Consider the following 18,369-nt stretch of genomic DNA (forward strand, 5'->3'; position numbering starts at 1 on the left):
ATAAACCCGATTGGAGGCATTGAGCATGCCCTTACTAAAAGGATGGGGTTTGGATCGGTGGCGCGCCTCTAACCCTCACCCTAACCCTCTCCCTACGGGAGAGGGTTAGGGTGAAGGGCTTTTGACTTAACGCTCCCGCCCCCACTCAATAATCCGCGCCAACAATTGCTTGAGCACCACTTGGGTCGGTGCCGCCAGGTCTTCGCGGTAGTTGAACGGTTCGAACTCTTCCATATAGGTGCTCTGCGCCAGCTCCAGTTGCACTGCGTGGATGTTGTCCGCCGGGCTGCCGTAATGACGGGTGATATGGCCGCCCTTGAAGCGTCCGTTCAGTACATGGCTATAGGCCGGATGCTCGGCACAAATGGCTTCCAGATCACGGGCCAGTGTCGGGTCGCAACTGGCGCCATTGAAGGTGCCGAGGTTGAAGTCCGGCAGACGGCCATCAAACAGATGAGGGATTTGCGAGCGAATGGAATGCGCATCGAACAGCAACGCATAGCCAAACTCGTCTTTCATGCGCTTGAGCTCCTGTTGCAGGGTCTGGTGATACGGTTTCCAGATCTGCTCCAGGTACGTCGCACGCTCCTCTTTCGTAGGCACCAGCCCTTCACGAAACAATGGCACACCTTCAAACAGCGTGGCCGGGAACAAGCCTGTGGTCGCGCCCACATACATCGGCGCGTCGTCCTGCGGGCGATTGAGGTCAATCACAAACCGCGAATACTCGGCCGCCAGGGTGCTGGCACCCAGCTCGGTGGCGAAGTCGTAAAGCTGCGGAATATGCCAGTCGGTGTCCGGCAGGCTTTGCGCTTCGGGGATCAACCCGGCCTTGACCGCAGGTGTCAGCTTCAAACCTGCGTGGGGCATGCTGATCAGCAAAGGCACACGGCCTTGTTTGAATGTCAGAACCTTGTCCACAACCTATTCTCCTAAAGCGCTACGTCAACGCCACTGCGCACGACGCGTTTGTCCAGATCACCGCCTAGCCAGTAGGCCAGGTCTGCAGGGCGATCAATGTTCCAGGCCACAAAATCGGCCACTTTGCCAGGTTCAAGCGAACCGTGGGTCTCGCCCATGCCCAATGCCGTTGCCGCGTGCAGGGTCACACCGGCCAGGGCTTCTTCGGGGGTCATGCGGAACAGGGTGCAGGCCATGTTCAGCATCAGGCGCAACGACAAGCCCGGTGAGGTCCCCGGGTTGAGGTCACTGGCAATGGCGATTTTTACCCCGTGCTTGCGCAGGGCCTCCATCGGCGGCAACTGGGTTTCACGCAAAAAGTAGAACGCGCCCGGCAAAAGCACGGCCACGGTGCCGGAGGCAGCCATGGCAATGGCGTCTTCTTCGGTCATGAACTCCAGGTGGTCAGCCGACAACGCCTGATAGCGCGCCGCCAGACTTGAACCGTGCAGGGAGGACAGCTGCTCGGCGTGCAATTTGACCGGCAGGCCCAATTGCTGCGCCACCTTGAACACCCGCTCGACCTGGGCCGGCGAGAACGCCAGGTATTCACAGAACGCATCCACAGCGTCCACCAGCCCTTCGGCCGCCAGCGCGGGCAGCATCTCGTTGCAGATATGCTCGATATAGTCATCGGCACGGTCCTTGAACTCCGGCGGCAAGGCATGAGCGGCCAGGCAGGTGCTGCGCACCGTCACCGGCAACTCTTCACCCAGGCGACGAATCACCCGCAGAATCTTGCGCTCACTCTCCAGGCTAAGGCCGTAACCGGACTTGATCTCGACACTGGTCACGCCATCGCGCAGCAAACACAGCAAGCGCTGACGGGCGCTGTCGAACAATTCGTCTTCGCTGGCCGCGCGGGTCGCACGCACGGTGCTGGCAATACCGCCACCGGCGGCGGCAATTTCGGCATAGCTCACACCCTGCAGGCGCTGCTCGAACTCACCGCTGCGGTTACCGCCAAACACCGTATGCGTATGGCAGTCGATCAGCCCCGGGGTTACCCACGCGCCTTCAAGACCGTGGGTTTGCCCGTATTCGCCCGTCGGCAACTGCTGACGCGGACCAAGCCACTCAATGTAGCCGTCACGGGTGACGATGGCGGCATCCTCGATGATCGAGTATGTGCCGTTGGCCATTGTTGCGACATTGCAGTGCTGCCAAAGGGTTTTCATCGCGTCACTCCGTCAAAAATCAATAACTCAAGAAAGCTCGGGAGCTACTTCAATCGCCCGCCCCGCTGCCGGCTTTACCCACAACAGATAAGCCACAACCAGCATCACGATCCAGACCACACCTACCATCAGCGCTGCCTGTGTCTCAGGGAAGTAACCCAGCACACCGAAGATAAACACCATAAATACAATGGCGGCAATCGGCGCATACGGCCAGAACGGTACCGGGAACTTGAGCTCGGCCACCTGTTCACGGGTCATGGAGCGACGCATGGCAACTTGAGTCACCAGGATCATCAACCACACCCATACCGTGGCAAAGGTCGCAATCGAAGCGATCACCAAAAAGATGTTTTCCGGGATCAGATAGTTAAGCACCACACCGACCAGCAAGGTGGCGCCCATCACCAGAACGGTCATCCACGGCACGCCATGCCGGGAGATTTTGGCAAAGCCTTTGGGCGCCTGCCCTTGCTGGGCCAGGCCGTACATCATGCGGCCGGCGCCGAAGATGTCACTGTTGATGGCCGAGACCGCCGCCGAAATCACCACGATATTCAGAATGGTGGCTGCCGAGCTGATGCCCAGGCTGTCGAAAATCTGCACAAAGGGACTGCCCTGGCTGCCGATCTGAGTCCACGGGTAAATGGCCATCAGTACAAACAGAGTCAGTACATAGAACAGCAGAATGCGCAGCGGCACCGCGTTGATCGCTTTGGGGATCACACGCTGCGGGTCTTTGGCCTCGCCGGCGGTGATACCGATGATTTCAATGCCGCCGAAGGCAAACATCACCACGGCAAACGAGGCGATCAAACCGCCCACGCCATTGGGCATGAAACCGCCGAAGGACCAAAGATTACTGATGCCGGTCGCCACCGCGTCGGAGCTGCCCGAGGTGCCGATACCAAACAGCATGATGCCGAAACCGGCCAGGATCATCGCCACGATGGCGGCAACCTTGAGCAGTGACAGCCAGAACTCCATTTCACCGAAGACCTTGACGCTGCACAGGTTCAGGCCGCCAATCAGCAGCACGATGCCCAACACCCAAATCCAGCGCGCCACTTCCGGGAACCAGAAGCCCATGTAAATACCGAACGCGGTGACATCGGCCAGACACACGATGATCATCTCGAAGGCATAGGTCCAGCCGAGGATAAAGCCCGACATAGGCCCCAGATAGGTACTGGCGTAGTGCCCAAAAGAGCCGGACACCGGGTTGTGCACAGCCATTTCGCCCAATGCACGCATAACCATGAAAACCGCCGCGCCACCAATCAGGTAAGCCAGCAGTACAGCAGGTCCAGCCATCTGGATGGCAGCGGCTGAACCATAGAAAAGACCCGTACCGATCGCTGAACCCAGCGCCATGAAACGGATGTGGCGAGCGGATAGCCCGCGCTTCAAACCTTGAGTGTGGTTTTGCATTTCGCGTCCTTGATTATTTTTGTCAGCGAAAACAGAGACGCAGAGAGCCCGTAGGCCCTCTGCGTTTTTTGGATTACAGGCTTGGCAGAGCGTGTGCAGGCAGCAGAGCGTTCAGACAACGGGACGCCAGCAGTTGCATGGCAATTTCGATGTCCGGGGCGAAGAAGCGGTCTTTCTCATAGTGCGCGACCTTGCTGCGCAGGGTGGTGCGGGCGATTTCCAGCTTGGCGGACGTTTTCAGACCATCACGCAGATCCAGGCCCTGGCACGCGGCCAGCCATTCGATGGCCAGAACACCGCGAACGTTTTCAGCCATTTCCCACAGACGCTTGCCAGCAGAAGGTGCCATCGAAACGTGGTCTTCCTGGTTGGCCGAGGTCGGAATGGTGTCCACGCTATGCGGGTGGGACAACGCCTTGTTCTCGCTGGCCAGGGCAGCAGCCGTCACCTGAGCGATCATAAAGCCGGAGTTGACGCCGCCATTGGCCACCAGGAACGGCGGCAGTTGCGACATGTGCTTGTCCATCATCAACGAGATGCGACGCTCACTCAGCGAACCGATTTCGGCAATCGCCAGCGCCATGTTGTCGGCAGCCATGGCAACCGGCTCGGCGTGGAAGTTACCGCCAGAGATCACGTCGCCCTGTTCGGCAAATACCAGCGGGTTATCCGACACCGCGTTGGCTTCAATGCCCAGCACTTCGGCGGCCTGGCGGAACTGGGTCAGGCAGGCGCCCATGACTTGTGGCTGGCAGCGCAGGGAGTAAGGGTCTTGTACCTTGTCGCAGTTCTTGTGCGACTCGGACACTTCACTGCTGGTACCCAGCAGGTCGCGATAAATCGCGGCAGCGTCGATTTGACCGCGTTGGCCGCGGGCAGCATGAATGCGCGGGTCGAACGGCGAGCGCGAACCCAGAACGGCTTCAACGGTCAAGCCGCCACAGGCCATCGCAGCGGCAAACAGGTCTTCGCCTTCAAACAGACCGCGCAGGGCGTAGGCCGTCGATACTTGAGTACCGTTAAGCAGGGCCAGGCCTTCCTTGGCAGCCAGAGTCAGCGGCTCAAGACCGGCTTGCTTCAAGGCAGTGACGGCATCCAGCCACTCACCTTTGTAACGGGCCTTGCCTTCGCCCAACAGCACCAGCGACATATGCGCCAACGGCGCCAGGTCGCCCGATGCACCCACCGAACCTTTCAGCGGGATATGCGGGTAAACCTCGGCATTGATCAGCGCGATCAACGCATCGATGACCACGCGACGAATCCCGGAGAAGCCACGGCTCAGGCTGTTGACCTTGAGCACCATGATCAGGCGCACCAGATCATCGCTGATTGGCTCGCCGATACCGGCTGCGTGGGAAAGCACCAAGGAGCGCTGGAGGTTTTCCAGGTCTTCGCTGGCGATTTTGGTCGAAGCCAACAAGCCAAAACCTGTGTTGATGCCATAGGTGGTGCGGTTTTCGGCGAGGATCTGCTCAACGCACGCCACACTGGCATCGATCTGCGCAGAAGCGCTCTCGTCCAGGCTGAGGGTAACCGGCTGCTGATAAATGTCACGCAGCTGGGCAAGGCTCAGTTGGCCGGGGATCAGGTTTAACTCAAGCACGTTAATACTCCTTCACGCGTGTAACCGAAATTATAGAAATCTTTAGCAACCATGTGGGAGCGAGCCTGCTCGCGAAGGTAGTTCGCGAGCAGGCTCGCTCCCACGCAAGAGCAGAGGTCAGCCGTTGATCATCGGCAGGTTCAAACCCTGCTCGTTGGCGCAGTCGATGGCGATGTCGTAACCGGCATCGGCATGACGCATCACGCCGGTGGCCGGGTCGTTGTGCAGGACACGGGCGATGCGCTCAGCCGCTTCGTCAGTACCGTCACACACAATCACCATGCCCGAATGCTGGGAGAAGCCCATGCCAACGCCGCCGCCGTGGTGCAGTGAAACCCAGGTCGCGCCGCTCGCAGTGTTGAGCAAGGCGTTGAGCAGTGGCCAGTCGGACACAGCATCCGAACCATCCTGCATGGCTTCGGTTTCACGGTTCGGGCTGGACACCGAGCCGGAGTCCAGGTGGTCACGGCCGATCACGATCGGGGCTTTCAGCTCGCCGCTGCGCACCATTTCGTTGAATGCCAGGCCCAGCTTGGCGCGCTGACCCAGACCGACCCAGCAGATACGTGCCGGCAGGCCCTGGAAGCTGATGCGTTCGCGCGCCATGTCCAGCCAGTTGTGCAGGTGGGCGTCGTCAGCGATCAGCTCTTTGACCTTGGCGTCGGTTTTGTAGATGTCTTCGGCATCGCCCGACAGTGCAACCCAACGGAACGGCCCTACCCCACGGCAGAACAGTGGGCGGATATAAGCAGGAACAAAGCCTGGGAAGTCGAAGGCGTTTTCTACGCCCACTTCTTTGGCCATCTGACGGATGTTGTTGCCGTAGTCGAAGGTTGGAATACCAGCCTTCTGGAAGGCCAGCATGGCTTCAACGTGCTCGCCCATCGACGCTTTGGCGGCTTTGACCACAGCAGCCGGATCGGTCACGGCGCGGTCGCGGTACTGCTCCCAAGTCCAGCCTTTTGGCAGGTAGCCGTTCAATGGGTCGTGGGCGCTGGTCTGGTCAGTGACCATGTCCGGACGCACACCACGGCGAACCATTTCTGGCAGCAGTTCGGCAGCGTTACCGCACAGGGCAATCGAAATTGCCTTGCCTTCTGCGGTGTATTTGGCGATGCGGGCCAGGGCGTCGTCCAGATCCGCGGCTTGCTCGTCTACATAACGAGTGGCCAGACGGAAATCAATGCGGCTTTGCTGGCATTCAATGTTCAGCGAGCAGGCACCGGCCAGGGTTGCAGCCAGCGGTTGTGCGCCGCCCATGCCGCCCAGGCCTGCGGTCAGCACCCACTTGCCGACCAGGCTGCCGTTGTAGTGCTGGCGACCAGCTTCAACGAAAGTTTCGTAGGTGCCCTGGACGATGCCCTGGCTACCGATGTAAATCCAGCTGCCGGCGGTCATCTGGCCATACATGGCCAGGCCCTTGGCGTCGAGTTCGTTGAAGTGCTCCCAGGTGGCCCAGTGCGGTACCAGGTTGGAGTTGGCGATCAGCACCCGCGGCGCGTTGCTGTGGGTTTTGAACACGCCAACCGGCTTGCCCGATTGCACCAGCAGGGTTTCGTCATCGTTGAGGTTGGTCAGGCTTTCGACGATCTTGTCGTAGCATTCCCAGTTGCGCGCTGCCCGGCCAATACCGCCATACACCACCAGCTCGGTCGGGTTCTCGGCCACTTGCGGGTCGAGGTTGTTCATCAGCATCCGCAGTGGCGCTTCGGTCATCCAGCTTTTAGCTGTCAACTGGGTGCCACGGGCGGCGCGGATCTCACCATCACGGTGACGGGTGAACTCAGCAGGCGATTTTGGGGTAGTTGAAGTCACGGGTAACTCCTCAGCGTTGGGCAGATGCGTCGGGTGTGAGAAGAGGATCGACGCACACTTATGTACTTGTACATACAAGCATATGCAAGTTAACGGCCAATTTGTGAAATTCGCAAATGAAAAAGTTAGAGAGCCCGAAAACACAGGCTAAAAACCGTGCGACAGGTTTTTGAGAAGAGGACGAATGATTCGCAGGAGTGTTACTGGAGGAGGTCTGTGCGCTGAATTGGGGCGTTCGGTAACAGAGCGTGTAGCGTGTGTAGTCGCTGCCGCAGGCTGCGAAGCGGGACGTGGGGGCTCCAAGAAAACGGGTTGCTCCGCAACCCTTCGCAGCCTGCGGCAGCGACTACATCGCTAGCTAGACAGTGCTCAACTCAATCACGCAGCACAGACCGCTCAGGGTGATTTCCAGCAGCTGGCGATTGCCGCTCAGTTGCAGGCAGTCGTAACGACCCAGGTGTTCGTGGCTGGTGTTACCCAGGCTTATATGCGTTTGCTCACCCGCACTGAACACCAACAGCGTATGGGCCGAGCTGAACAAACGCTGCGGGGTAGTTGCATCCAGCCATTGCAAGCGGGCCGTATAACGCTGCGGGGCATAGATCAGGTTGAAGTCACGGATCGGCCCATCGATCAGTGTGCAGGCCACGGCGCTTTCACCCCTGAACGCAAAAGCATCAAACGGTAACAGTGCCCGCGAGCTCACACCGTCGACTTGCAGGTTCATGCCCGCGCCTTGCAGCACGCTGATAACCCGCTGGTAACCATCAAAGCGGGAAAAGCCGCCTGACTCGCCAATATCGGCGATCGACAGGCGCCAGCCAAAGCCCTCAAGGCCCTCGCCTGCGTCACGGGTAATTTCTTCAGTGCTGCCGCCGCCGTTTTTCCACGGCATGCGCGGGTAATCGACGGCACGTAAAACTACGGGCTGGCTCATTTATTGAAACGTCCTTCAAGACGATGACGGGAACCGGGGTGGATCAGTCGAGCGGCGGTAACAGGCTGACGGCCCGACCAGGTGCGGCGGCGAATCAGCAGGCATGGCTCTCCGGGCTCGATTTGCAGCAGTTTGCACTCTTTGGGATCAGCCAGAATCGCTTCGACCACATGCTCGCCCTCGGTCAACGGTGCGACCTGGGACAGATAGGCGTAAGGGGTTTGCAGGGTGAAATCCTGCTTGAGGTAGTCCGGCGCCACTTGAGCATTGACGAAACGGTCCTCGATTTGCACGGCAATCCCGTTTTCGTAATGCACGATCAGGGAATGAAAGACCTTTTGCCCTTCACGCATATCGAGCACCGCAGCGCGCTCCGAACCGGCCATTTCTTCGCCCAGGCTGATCACCTTGCACGTGTGCGTATGCCCACGGGCGGCGATCTCATCGGCGATATTGTTGACTTCAAACAGCGCGGATTGCGTCTTGGGCTCGGCCACAAAGGTACCGACACCCTGCATGCGCACCAGCAAGCCGTCGGCGGTCATTTCACGCAGCGCACGGTTGATGGTCATGCGACTGAAACCCAACTGGGTCACCAGTTCACTTTCAGAGGGCACACGGTAATGCGGCGGCCAGTTTCCACTCTGGATTTGTTGAGTGATCATTTGCTTCACGCGGGCGTAAAGCGGGGCCGGGCTGTCGCCCATGTGGGCGGCCAGCGGGGACGCGACAGGCGGAGTCGACACAGGCAATCCTTGTTCATGAGTAAAGGGCGTAGCTTGCCGGAGTTTACCGGGCAGGCAAACATCTGTATATGTATATACAAATTACAAGCAATGGGGTACCGAACCGATGTCCGTCTTCTTTGCCGAGCGTGCGCTGCTCCCTACCGGCTGGGCTGCCAATGTCCGAATCGAGGTCGGTGCCGATGGCCACCTGACCCATATTCAAGCCAATGCCGACGCGCACGGCGCAGAACGCTTGAGCGGCCCGCTATTGCCGGGCATGCCGAATCTGCACTCCCACGCATTTCAGCGGGCTATGGCCGGTTTGGCCGAAGTGGCGGGCAACCCCAACGACAGTTTCTGGACATGGCGCGACTTGATGTATCGGCTCGTCGGAAAAATCAGCCCCGAGCAACTCGGCGTCATTGCCCGTCAGTTGTACATCGAAATGCTCAAGGCCGGTTACACCTCGGTGGCCGAATTCCATTATGTGCATCACGACCTCTCGGGCCAGCCCTATGCCAACCCGGCAGAGCTGGCGCTGCGCATTAGTGAAGCGGCGCGTTCGACCGGCATTGGCCTGACGCTGCTGCCAGTGCTGTACAGCCACTCGGGATTTGGCGGTCAGGCTCCCAACGATGGCCAGCGGCGCTTTATCAACAGCACCGAGCAGTACCTGAAACTGCAGCAACAATTGCAGCCGTTACTGGCGCAACAGCCCGCGCAAGCCCTGGGGCTGTGCTTTCACTCGCTGCGCGCCGTCACCCCCGGGCAAATCAGCGAAGTACTGCAGGCCAGTAGCACGACTTGCCCTGTGCATATCCATATCGCCGAGCAACAAAAGGAAGTCGACGATTGCCTGGGCTGGAGCGGCAAACGTCCGATCCAGTGGCTGTATGACAACGTTGAAGTCGATCAGCGCTGGTGCCTGGTGCATGCAACACACGCCAACGCGGACGAAGTTCAACTGATGGCGCAGAGCAAGGCCGTCGCCGGGTTGTGCCTGACCACCGAAGCCAACCTGGGTGACGGTATTTTCCCTGCGGTGGACTACCTCGCTCAAGGCGGGCGCATGGGCATCGGTTCGGACAGCCATGTGTCACTAAGCGTTGTGGAAGAACTGCGCTGGCTGGAATACGGGCAGCGTTTGCGCGACCAACGCCGCAACCGGATGTATCGCAGTGACCAGCCCATGGTCGGGCGCACGCTGTACGACGCAGCACTGCTGGGTGGCGCCCAGGCCATGGGTCAACAGGTCGCAGGGTTGGCCGTGGGCCAGCGGGCCGACTGGCTGGTGCTCGACGGCAACGACCCGTACTTGGCTACCGCCCAGGACGATGCGATTCTCAACCGCTGGTTGTTTGCCGGAGGTGATCGCCAAGTGCGCAACGTGATGGTCAACGGCCAGTGGGTTGTGCGCGATGGCCACCATGCCGATGAAGAAGCCAGCTGCCGCGACTTCACCCGCGTACTGCGGGAGTTGTTGGGGTAATGTGTAGCCGCAGCCTGCGGCAGCACCTACAGGAAAACTTCAACTGTGGGAGCGAGCCTGCTCGCGAAGATCGTTCGCGAGCAGGCTCGCTCCCACAAGGGAACAGTGCGGCTACAGGGAAAGCAGATGCTTCGCAGCCCAATCGCGGACTTCGGCATAGGGATAATTCTCCAATGCCGCAAACCCCGGAATAGCCCGCGCTTTCATTTTGGTAAACATCGGCACGCTGATTCCGCACAAAAACCGGGTCAGGCGCTCTGCCGGTGGATAACTTCCCGTGTAGTCCTGATGCTTGTGGATAAAAGCGCCACAAAGCGCTTCGAAGTTTTTATCCACAAGCGGTGGCAACGCGGGCGGTTCCGGCAAGTAAGCGACCTGCCCTGCACACACCGAACAATGCCCGCACTGCCGAGGTGCCTGTTCATCTCCGAAATACTGCGCCAGCCGGTAGCTCAAACAGGTTTCGCTGGCGAACAGCGCCAGCATTGCGTGAATTCGCTCGATTTCGCCACGCTCGTGGGCTGTGAAGTAAGCGTGCAGTTCCTGACTTAACGCCGCCGCATCAAAATCCTCCACCAACAGGCTGTAGACCTCGGTCATCTGCTTGCTTTCAAGCTCGATCCAGCCCTTTTCCTGAAAGTAATCCAGTGCCTTGACCACCCGATTGCGGTCGGCCTGATGCTGGCTGTACAGGGTATCGAAATTTACCGTGGCCCAGGTTCTGGCGCGGCTGGAGGTCTGGATGATGGCCGCAACAAATTGCTGGCGCTCACCCTCGAACTTGGCCAGCAGCACCTCGGGCTCAATCAGGAACTTGAACCGGTACTCGGCAAAATAGGCATATCGCGGAGCAATCAGGCCGCGCAACTCCAGTTGCACCAACAATGTTTTGAGCGGTAGCTGACGGATATTGCTCTGATCGGACAGAGGTAGCAGCATGAACTCCCACTGCCCCTCAGCCATTGCCTCACGCAGCTCATCAAGCACGCAGCGGATGCCTTGCAGCTCCGGCGTATCGCCATACACAAAATTTTCCAGCACGTTGAGGCTGTCGCGATTGGCCAGCACCAGACAATCTGAAGGCTGGCCATCACGCCCGGCGCGACCGATTTCCTGGCTGTAGTTTTCAATCGACTTGGGCAAGTCAAAATGCACCACATTACGAATATCGCTTTTATCGATACCCATCCCGAATGCGATGGTGGCGACAATGCAGTTCAACTGCCCGCCCATAAACTGCCGCTGAATGCTTTCGCGCTGCTCGTGGGGCAAACCGGCGTGGTAAGCGTTGGCGCTGATGCCGTGCTGGTTGAGGTGTTCGGCAATCTGCTCGGCGGTTCTTTGCAGCGTGACATACACGATGCTCGGCTGGCCGATGCGCGCGCCCATCCACTGCACCAGACGCTGGCGCTTGGCCGCGCCACTGACCGGCTCAACCCACAGGTTGAGGTTGGCGCGGTAGAAACCGGTAGTGATGACATCAGCCTCGGCAATGGCGAACTTGGTCTGCATGTCCGCGATGACATTGGGCGTGGCGGTAGCCGTAAGCAGCAAGGCTTGCGGGATGTTGAACTGGCGTTGGTAGTCCGGCAGCTTCAGATAATCCGGGCGAAAATTATGCCCCCACTCGGAAATACAGTGGGCTTCGTCCACCACCAACAGTGAAATCGGCACTTGCTGCAAAAAGTTACGGAAGCGCTCGTTTTTCAGGCGCTCTACCGAGATCATCAAAATCTTCAACTCGCCTGCTTTGGCCCGGGCCATGACGGAGCTTGCATCCTCACGGCTTTGCGCCGAATCGATGCTGGCCGCAGCAATCCCGTGACGCTGCAAAAACGCCAGCTGGTCCTGCATAAGGGCCAATAGCGGCGAAACCACCAGCGTCAGGTGAGGAAGCAACAAAGCCGGCAGTTGGTAACACAACGACTTGCCCGAGCCCGTGGGAAAAATCGCTGCTGCCGAACGCCCGGCCAAAACGGCACTGACCACCGCTTCTTGGCCGGCGCGAAATTGTGGATAACCGAAAACCTGCTCCAGGGTGTTGTACATCACTGTCACTCCATTGACCGCTGCAAAGCGCAAAACTTTAACGCGAGGTTTGCAGACGATCGAGAAAAGGCCGGGGGCAAATTGAGAGGGGATGATACAGGGGCATTTCGAAATCATCGGAGATCAAGAGTGCAGACGCTTCTTCGCGGCGATGTAGGCAGCATTGTCATCACGACGACCCACACCAAGCACTAGAACTATCAGACGGTTATCAATCACTTCATACACCAGCCTCACCCCGCTGGCCCGCAGCTTGATTTTGTAACAGTTCGGCATATTCCTGAGCCTGGCGGCCGGAACCTTTGGGGACAACAAACGGCACTTGAGCTTCTTTAGCAGTTGGATCTGAAGCACCTTATCCAGCTTTGCCAGCTCCCTTTTTGCTTCAATTTCGAACTCAAGGGTATAAGCCTTGATCGCATCTGCCTGCGACTCAGATTTTCTCGGCAGTTGCGATGAGCTCATCAATATCTACCTTGACTGTAGGATTTCCACGCCGCTCTTTGACCAACCTGGCCAATTCAGCGTCGTCGATCATCTCCAGCAACAGCTCGTAACGTTCAGGGGAAAGAATATAAAACGCAGGTTCGTTGCGGTTGAGAATGACCATTGGATCACCACCGCTTTCACGATAAGTACCCATGGGGTCTTTTTTCAAATCTGTTACTGACGCAGCGACTTTAGCGAGCATGGCAAATGTCATGATATGGCCTCATGCCTATGTGTAAGGAAAGACTCATCTGCTAAATCTGTAAGCCGTTGAGCCAGAACAATCGAGCACCAATAATAGCACTATAAAAAGCACTCTTAAAGACACTTAAACGAGCACTCGCACCAAAACTATGGACACTGGACCATGAAACTCGCCGCCGACCTTCCCGACACCCCTACCCTGCGTGAACTGCTGCAGTTGCTGCACGAAGAAATCGGCTTGCCGGAACACAAGACCATCAGCCTCAAGACTGCGATCAATGCTGATTTGGGCTGCAATGGCGCGGATGCCCGGCATTTGATGGAAGCCCTGGAAGAGCGCTTTGGACTGGAGTTGACGGACTACGATGCCTATCGCTATTTCCAGCCCGCCGGCAATGACCCGCACCTCAAGCGCAAGGCCAAGGGTCGGGAAAGCAAAGTACCGCTGACCATCGGCATGCTGTATGCAGCGATCAGCAGCGGTCATTGGGACACGCAAGAACTGGAAGCGTAAGCGAGGCTGTATGTGGGAGCGGGCTTGCTCGCTCCCACAGGATGTATACCCGCTGAAAATTTCAGGCACAAAAAAGCCGCCCTCTCAGGCGGCTTTCTTGCACATCAAAACACTGACCGAATGCTTACGCCTTCGGGCCGGCTGCCTTGATCGCGTCGCTGACGTCGAACTTCTTGAAGTTCTCTACGAACAGGCCGGCCAATGCCTTGGCAGCTTCGTCGTAGGCGGCTTTGTCAGCCCAGGTGTTGCGCGGGTTGAGCAGAACAGTTTCAACGCCAGGTACGGCTTTAGGCACGTCCAGGTTGATGATGTCCAGGTGCTCGGTTTCAGCGCCGATCAGAGCACCGCTCTGGATCGCTGCAATCACCGCACGGGTAGTCGGGATGTTGAAACGCTTGCCAACGCCGTAGCCACCGCCAGTCCAGCCGGTGTTGACCAGGTACACCTTGGAGCCGAAACCGCGGATGCGCTTGATCAGCAGCTCTGCGTATTCACCCGCCGGGCGCGGGAAGAACGGTGCGCCGAAGCAGGTGGAGAACGTCGACTTGATGCCGCTGCCCGAACCCATTTCAGTCGAGCCCACCAGTGCGGTGTAACCCGACAGGAAGTGGTAGGCCGCTTGTTCTTCGCTGAGGATGGACACAGGCGGCAATACGCCAGTCAGGTCGCAGGTCAGGAAGATAACAGCGTTCGGCTCGCCGCCCAGGTTCTTCTCGGAACGCTTGGCAACGTGCTCCAGCGGGTAGGCTGCACGGCTGTTCTGGGTCAGGCTGACATCGGCATAGTCAGGGTGACCGGCCTCGTCGAGCACAACGTTTTCCAGCACGGCGCCGTGTTTGATGGCTTTCCAGATAACCGGCTCGTTCTTCTCGGACAGGTCGATGCACTTGGCATAGCAACCGCCTTCGATGTTGAACACCACACCCTCGCCCCAGCCGTGTTCGTCGTCACCGATCAGGTAACGGCTTTCGTCAGCCGACAGAGTAGTTTTACCGGTGCCGGACAGACCGAAGAACAAGGTCACGTCGCCTTCTTCGCCAATGTTGGCAGCACAGTGCATAGGCAGCACGTCAGCAGCAGGCAGCAGGAAGTTCTGTACCGAGAACATGGCTTTTTTCATTTCACCGGCGTAACGCATACCGGCGATCAGCACTTTTTTCTGGGCGAAGTTGATGATCACGCAACCGTCAGAGTTGGTGCCATCACGCTCAGGCACGCACTCGAAGTTGGCCACGTTGAGCACTTGCCACTCTTCACGACCAGCCGGGTTGTACTGGGCCGGGTTGATGAACAGGCAACGACCGAACAGGTTCTGCCAGGCAGTCTGAGTGGTCATTTTCACGGCCAGGTAGTGATCTTCCGAAGCACCTACATGCACATGGGAAACGAAATGCTCTTGCGCGTTGTTGAACGCCTCGACGCGGTCCCACAGCGCATCAAACTTGTCGGCCGGGAACTTGCGGTTGATCGGGCCCCAGGCAATGGCAGCCTGAGTGGACGGTTCTTCAACAATGAAGCGGTCAGCCGGCGAACGGCCTGTACGGTGGCCAGTTTCGACAACCAGTGCGCCATTGTCGGCAAGCACGCCTTCACCACGGTTCAGGGCTTCTTTGACCAGATCGTCGATGCTCAGATCGGTGTACACGGCGTTATTAGCTTGCGTCATGAGGTTCCCCGTCGGCCATTGGCCGAGTGCGCCAAACGTTTTGTAGTAGAAAAGTTTGCACTACTACCGCGAAAAAAGTGGGCCGGATTATGCCAGAAAACCCCAAAAAGAGTAGGCCCCACCTGTCAGAACCGCGCAAGAACGGGCTTTGACAGGTGTTTCACCTGGGCTGAAACGTTTTAGTGATGAGTGTCTGAAGGGGATTCAACACCTGCGCCAGCGAACAATTGATCGACGTCAGCCGCGTCAAACAGGTAGCGCTCGTTGCAGAACTGGCAGTCGATTTCGATATGACCGCCATGTTCGGTCACCAGGCTCAATGCATCTTGATGGCCGAGGCTGGTCAAGGCATTACCCGAACGTTCACGGGAACAGCTGCACTTGAATTCGATGACTTCGTTGTCAAACAGACGCACGGTTTCTTCGTGATACAAGCGATGCAGGATGGTTTCGTTGTCCAGCCCCAGCAGCTCTTCAGACTTGAGCGTATCGCCCAGCATCAGCAGGCGGTCCCAGCTGTCGACACGCTCGTCTTCGTCCTTGACCACGTCTGCAGGCAACTGCTGCAGGAACATGCCACGGGCTCGCTGGCCATCGGCAACCAGCCAGAAACGGGTCGGCACTTGCTCGGACATGACGAAGTAGTTGGTGAAGCAGTCCGCCAGGGTTTCGCCGTTCAGGTCCACAATGCCCTGGTAGCGCTTGCCAACCGTAGGGTCAATGGTAATGGCCAGCACGCCATTAGGCAGCAGGTCAGCCAGAGTGGCATCTGCCGCAATCTTGTCAGCATCGAAACGTGCAAGGCCGCGTATCTCGCGGTCACTGGTGCATTCGATCATCAACAGTGGCACAGGGCCTTCGGAACGGGCCTGCAGGCTCAGCAAACCATCGATCTTCTGGTTGCCCACCAGCAACGCAGCGGCAGCCATCAGTTCGCCCAGCAACTGCTGAACCGGTTGTGGGTAAGCATGCTTGGCCAACACGTCAGCGTAGCTGTGCTCCAGCGAAGCCAGTTCGCCACGGGCGTCACTGGTGTCGAACATAAAGCGTTGTGTGGCGTCGGTTTTGTGTAAGTCGGACATAAGAATAGAGTTCTGAATTAGTGACAAAATGTGTACGAGTCGTTGAATATCGTGCAGGTCTAATGACCCTATATGGCGTCATACATAGATGATTACAAGTTATGCAGCCACGGACTCGACGTACGGTTTGCGGGCATCGGCCAGCTCACTCGGCCCCACTGGCGTCATGGAATTGATGCAGTTGGCGCCGTTGTTTCTTGGTTGGTTTACCATCGGTGCTGATACCCATGGCCCCGGATTTGCGCATGGCAGCCGCGTTTTCACGCTTGGCGATGCTTTGTTCGGTTTCGGCGTACAACAATTGGGCTTCAGGGGCGCCGCGGCGGACCACGGATAGCGCTTTGACTTCGACAGTACGCTCTTCAAGGCCCACACGAATTTGCAGCTCATCACCCAGGCGCGGCTCTTTGCTCGGCTTGCAGCGCTCACCGCGACAATGCACCTTGCCGCTTTCAATCGCGGCCTTGGCCAGTGCGCGGGTCTTGTAAAAACGCGCAGCCCAGAGCCACTTGTCCAGGCGAACCTTGTCGTCCTCTTCCTGCTTTTGCGCCACTGGAATTCCTCTTCATTAAAATAGTCAGAACTGTACTACTACTTACAATGAACAACTGAAGCATTCGTCCCGATAGAATGCTGGCCTGCCGAGCAGCGTACACGCAGATAACTGTCGCCATTTGCCGGATATTCTGCGTGAATGCTCTTTGTACGCTATCAAATCGGCATCGCCGGTTGCTTTACCTGCAGGGTTCTTCCTGCGGCCTGAATACGTTAATCGCTGGTTACTTATATTGAAGACTTTTGATCACTTGACCGTTGTCGGTCTGCGCGAGTGGGTGGCGCTCCCCGATTTGGGAGTCGCCGGCCTGCGCGCGAAAATCGACACCGGAGCCAGTACCTCCAGCCTGCACGCCACCGAAATCGAGCCTTTTGTGCGCGACGGTGTCGAGTGGGTACGTTTCAATGCCCATCTGGGCACTCTGGTACAACTGCGTCACCGTCACTGTGAAGCCCCTTTGGTGGCGATTAAAACCATTAAAAGCTCCAATGGCCACACCCAGGTTCGTTATGTGATCCGCACCGGCCTGGCGCTGGGTGATCGGGTCTGGGAGGTGGAGTTCACACTCGCCTGCCGCAAATCGATGCGTTATCGCTTGCTGCTGGGCTCAAAAGCCCTGATTGAGGGCCAGTTGGTCGTCAATCCAGAACACAAATACGTTCAAGACAAGCCGGTGTTTCCGGTCACTACTACCTCTGCCACAGGTGTTGCATGAAGATCGCTGTGCTGTCGCGTAACCCGCGTCTGTATTCCACTCGTCGTCTGGTTGAAGCCGGTACCGAACGAGGCCATGAAATGGTAGTGATCGATACCCTGCGCGCCTATATGAACATCGCCAGTCATAAGCCGCAGATCCACTATCGCGGCAAGCCGCTGGAAGGCTTCGATGCCGTGATCCCGCGCATTGGCGCCTCGGTCACGTTCTACGGCTGTGCAGTGCTGCGTCAGTTTGAAATGATGGGGGTTTTCCCGCTCAACGAATCGGTGGCCATTGCCCGTTCGCGGGACAAGCTGCGCTCGCTGCAACTGCTGTCGCGCCGTGGCCTGGGTTTGCCGGTGACCGGTTTTGCCCACTCGCCGGATGATATTCCCGACCTGATAGAGATGGTCAACGGCGCGCCACTGGTGATCAAGGTGCTGGAAGGCACCCAGGGTATCGGCGTGGTGCTGTGTGAAACAGCCACCGCCGCAGAGTCGGTGATTGAAGCCTTTATGGGGCTCAAGCAAAACATCATGGTGCAGGAGTACATCAAGGAAGCCGGCGGCGCCGATATTCGCTGTTTCGTGGTCGGTGACAAGGTGATCGCGGCCATGAAGCGTCAGGCCAAGCCGGGCGAGTTCCGTTCCAACCTGCACCGTGGCGGCAGCGCCAGCCTGATCAAAATCACCCCCGAAGAGCGCATGACCGCCATTCGTGCAGCCAAGGTGATGGGCTTGAGTGTGGCAGGGGTCGACATCTTGCGTTCAAACCATGGCCCGCTGGTGCTGGAGGTCAACTCATCGCCAGGCCTGGAAGGCATTGAAACCACCACCGGCAAGGATGTGGCCGGGATCATCATCCAGCATCTGGAAAAAAACAGCAGCCCGCATATGACGCGGACCAAGGGCAAAGGTTAACAGCACGTAGTCGCTGCCGAAGGCTGCGAAGGGGGGCACGCCCCCCGT

Annotated in this window: 17 protein-coding genes; 4 read left to right on the top strand and 13 right to left on the bottom strand. The window is 58.2% G+C overall.

The genetic code is table 11. The features are described 5' to 3' along the window. Positions 1 to 126: 126 nt before the first annotated feature. The 7 genes from hutG to hutC form a co-directional block, all read right to left on the bottom strand. Complete coding sequence (gene hutG / locus CJU81_RS01490; RefSeq protein ID WP_095035225.1) at positions 127 to 921, bottom strand: N-formylglutamate deformylase; 795 nt, start codon at positions 919 to 921, stop codon at positions 127 to 129. An 11-nt stretch (positions 922 to 932) separates the two neighbouring features. Next, entirely contained in the window at positions 933 to 2,138 is a 1,206-nt protein-coding gene (gene hutI / locus CJU81_RS01495) for an imidazolonepropionase (protein ID WP_095035226.1), read from the bottom strand. A 27-nt stretch (positions 2,139 to 2,165) separates the two neighbouring features. After that, complete coding sequence (locus CJU81_RS01500) at positions 2,166 to 3,569, bottom strand: amino acid permease (RefSeq protein ID WP_095004348.1); 1,404 nt, start codon at positions 3,567 to 3,569, stop codon at positions 2,166 to 2,168. A 73-nt stretch (positions 3,570 to 3,642) separates the two neighbouring features. Beyond that, complete coding sequence (gene hutH, locus CJU81_RS01505; protein WP_095035227.1) at positions 3,643 to 5,175, bottom strand: histidine ammonia-lyase; 1,533 nt, start codon at positions 5,173 to 5,175, stop codon at positions 3,643 to 3,645. A 117-nt stretch (positions 5,176 to 5,292) separates the two neighbouring features. Then, positions 5,293 to 6,990 carry a urocanate hydratase gene (hutU, locus tag CJU81_RS01510; RefSeq protein WP_016783151.1) on the bottom strand — a complete coding sequence of 566 codons (1,698 nt, stop codon included), beginning with the start codon at positions 6,988 to 6,990 and terminating at the stop codon, positions 5,293 to 5,295. 358 nt (positions 6,991 to 7,348) lie between these two features. After that, positions 7,349 to 7,927, bottom strand: a complete 579-nt coding sequence (locus CJU81_RS01515; RefSeq protein ID WP_095035228.1) for a HutD/Ves family protein — start codon at positions 7,925 to 7,927, stop codon at positions 7,349 to 7,351. After that, positions 7,924 to 8,634: a histidine utilization repressor gene (hutC, locus tag CJU81_RS01520; RefSeq protein WP_153326946.1), complete on the bottom strand. Its 711-nt coding sequence runs from the start codon at positions 8,632 to 8,634 to the stop codon at positions 7,924 to 7,926. The genes CJU81_RS01515 and hutC overlap by 4 nt, the downstream gene beginning before the upstream one ends. A gap of 145 nt (positions 8,635 to 8,779) precedes the next feature. Between hutC and CJU81_RS01525 the strand changes: the two genes are divergently transcribed. Then, a complete protein-coding gene (locus CJU81_RS01525; protein ID WP_095035229.1) occupies positions 8,780 to 10,144 on the top strand; it encodes a formimidoylglutamate deiminase in 1,365 nt (454 codons plus the stop codon). Between the two features lie 111 nt (positions 10,145 to 10,255). Here the strand turns inward: CJU81_RS01525 and CJU81_RS01530 are convergent, their stop codons facing one another. The 3 genes from CJU81_RS01530 to CJU81_RS01540 all read right to left on the bottom strand — a co-directional run bounded on the left by CJU81_RS01530 (position 10,256) and on the right by CJU81_RS01540 (position 12,896). After that, positions 10,256 to 12,193, bottom strand: coding sequence for a RecQ family ATP-dependent DNA helicase (locus CJU81_RS01530; RefSeq protein ID WP_095035230.1), 1,938 nt, complete (start codon positions 12,191 to 12,193; stop codon positions 10,256 to 10,258). A 123-nt stretch (positions 12,194 to 12,316) separates the two neighbouring features. Continuing rightward, entirely contained in the window at positions 12,317 to 12,658 is a 342-nt protein-coding gene (locus CJU81_RS01535) for a type II toxin-antitoxin system RelE family toxin (protein WP_095035231.1), read from the bottom strand. Continuing rightward, positions 12,627 to 12,896 carry a type II toxin-antitoxin system Phd/YefM family antitoxin gene (locus CJU81_RS01540; protein ID WP_176464778.1) on the bottom strand — a complete coding sequence of 90 codons (270 nt, stop codon included), beginning with the start codon at positions 12,894 to 12,896 and terminating at the stop codon, positions 12,627 to 12,629. The genes CJU81_RS01535 and CJU81_RS01540 overlap by 32 nt, the downstream gene beginning before the upstream one ends. 153 nt (positions 12,897 to 13,049) lie before the next feature. Here CJU81_RS01540 and CJU81_RS01545 point away from each other — a divergent pair, with 153 nt between their 5' ends. Continuing rightward, entirely contained in the window at positions 13,050 to 13,400 is a 351-nt protein-coding gene (locus tag CJU81_RS01545) for a DUF1493 family protein (protein ID WP_095035232.1), read from the top strand. Positions 13,401 to 13,524: 124 nt separating this feature from the next. Here the strand turns inward: CJU81_RS01545 and CJU81_RS01550 are convergent, their stop codons facing one another. The 3 genes from CJU81_RS01550 to CJU81_RS01565 all read right to left on the bottom strand — a co-directional run bounded on the left by CJU81_RS01550 (position 13,525) and on the right by CJU81_RS01565 (position 16,701). Continuing rightward, entirely contained in the window at positions 13,525 to 15,066 is a 1,542-nt protein-coding gene (locus CJU81_RS01550; RefSeq protein WP_095035233.1) for a phosphoenolpyruvate carboxykinase, read from the bottom strand. A gap of 179 nt (positions 15,067 to 15,245) precedes the next feature. Continuing rightward, positions 15,246 to 16,148, bottom strand: coding sequence for an Hsp33 family molecular chaperone HslO (hslO, locus tag CJU81_RS01560; RefSeq protein WP_095035234.1), 903 nt, complete (start codon positions 16,146 to 16,148; stop codon positions 15,246 to 15,248). A gap of 145 nt (positions 16,149 to 16,293) precedes the next feature. After that, entirely contained in the window at positions 16,294 to 16,701 is a 408-nt protein-coding gene (locus tag CJU81_RS01565; protein ID WP_095035235.1) for an RNA-binding S4 domain-containing protein, read from the bottom strand. Positions 16,702 to 16,936: 235 nt separating this feature from the next. Here CJU81_RS01565 and rimB point away from each other — a divergent pair, with 235 nt between their 5' ends. Continuing rightward, positions 16,937 to 17,419 carry a retropepsin-like aspartic endopeptidase RimB gene (gene rimB, locus CJU81_RS01570; protein ID WP_016783141.1) on the top strand — a complete coding sequence of 161 codons (483 nt, stop codon included), beginning with the start codon at positions 16,937 to 16,939 and terminating at the stop codon, positions 17,417 to 17,419. After that, positions 17,416 to 18,321 carry a 30S ribosomal protein S6--L-glutamate ligase gene (rimK, locus tag CJU81_RS01575; RefSeq protein ID WP_016783140.1) on the top strand — a complete coding sequence of 302 codons (906 nt, stop codon included), beginning with the start codon at positions 17,416 to 17,418 and terminating at the stop codon, positions 18,319 to 18,321. The genes rimB and rimK overlap by 4 nt, the downstream gene beginning before the upstream one ends. The last annotated feature ends 48 nt before the right edge of the window (positions 18,322 to 18,369 follow it).

Source organism: Pseudomonas fragi, assembly GCF_002269505.1.
GTDB classification, from domain to species: Bacteria; Pseudomonadota; Gammaproteobacteria; order Pseudomonadales; family Pseudomonadaceae; genus Aquipseudomonas; species Aquipseudomonas fragi_D.